The following is a 594-nucleotide window of genomic DNA, read 5'->3' on the forward strand; positions in this document are numbered from 1 at the left end:
TCGCCGGTGGTGATCAGCACCGGGGGCGTGGTGTCTGCTGCCGACGTGCCATGGGTCACGGCCTGGTTGCTGAAGCTCACTGCGTCGTTGCCGGCTGCGTCCTGCACCACGTTGTCGCCCGTGGGCTTGGTGTAGCTCACGGTCACGGTGGTCTCCGCGCTGGTCACGGCGCGGCTCAGCGTCAGCGTGACGGTCTTGCCCGATATGGCCACGCTGTTCACGCTGATGGCCGCATTGCCTGCGCTGCTGACCGCAAAGGCCGAGGCGGCTGCGGTGTTGGTGGCATCCAGGTTGCCCTCGTCGGTGTAGGTCAGCACCAGTTGGTTGCCAGTGACCACGGCGGTGTGGATTACCGGGGGCGTGGTGTCGGCTGCCCGGGTGTCCACGGTGTAGTTGGCGCTGGCGATCGTGCCCGTCGCGCTATTGCCCGCCTGGTCCCGCACACCGCTCATGTTCACGCCGATGGTGTTGCTCGCGTCGTTTATGTTGGCGCTGGGCGTGAAGGTCGCGGTCCAGGTTTTTCCGTCTGCGCTGGCTATCAAAGGACCCAGTGTGCCGTTCGCGTTCGAGAGGTCTATCTTGCTCGCATCGAAG

General features: G+C 65.3%; 1 protein-coding gene. It reads right to left on the reverse strand.

The window, feature by feature from the left end; genetic code table 11:
• On the reverse strand, positions 1-594 hold a 594-nt coding region (locus D5041_RS21890), incomplete at both ends, for a SwmB domain-containing protein (RefSeq protein WP_265285830.1).

The sequence above is a fragment of the Verminephrobacter aporrectodeae subsp. tuberculatae genome, assembly GCF_026127385.1.
GTDB classification, from domain to species: domain Bacteria; phylum Pseudomonadota; class Gammaproteobacteria; order Burkholderiales; family Burkholderiaceae_C; genus Acidovorax; species Acidovorax aporrectodeae.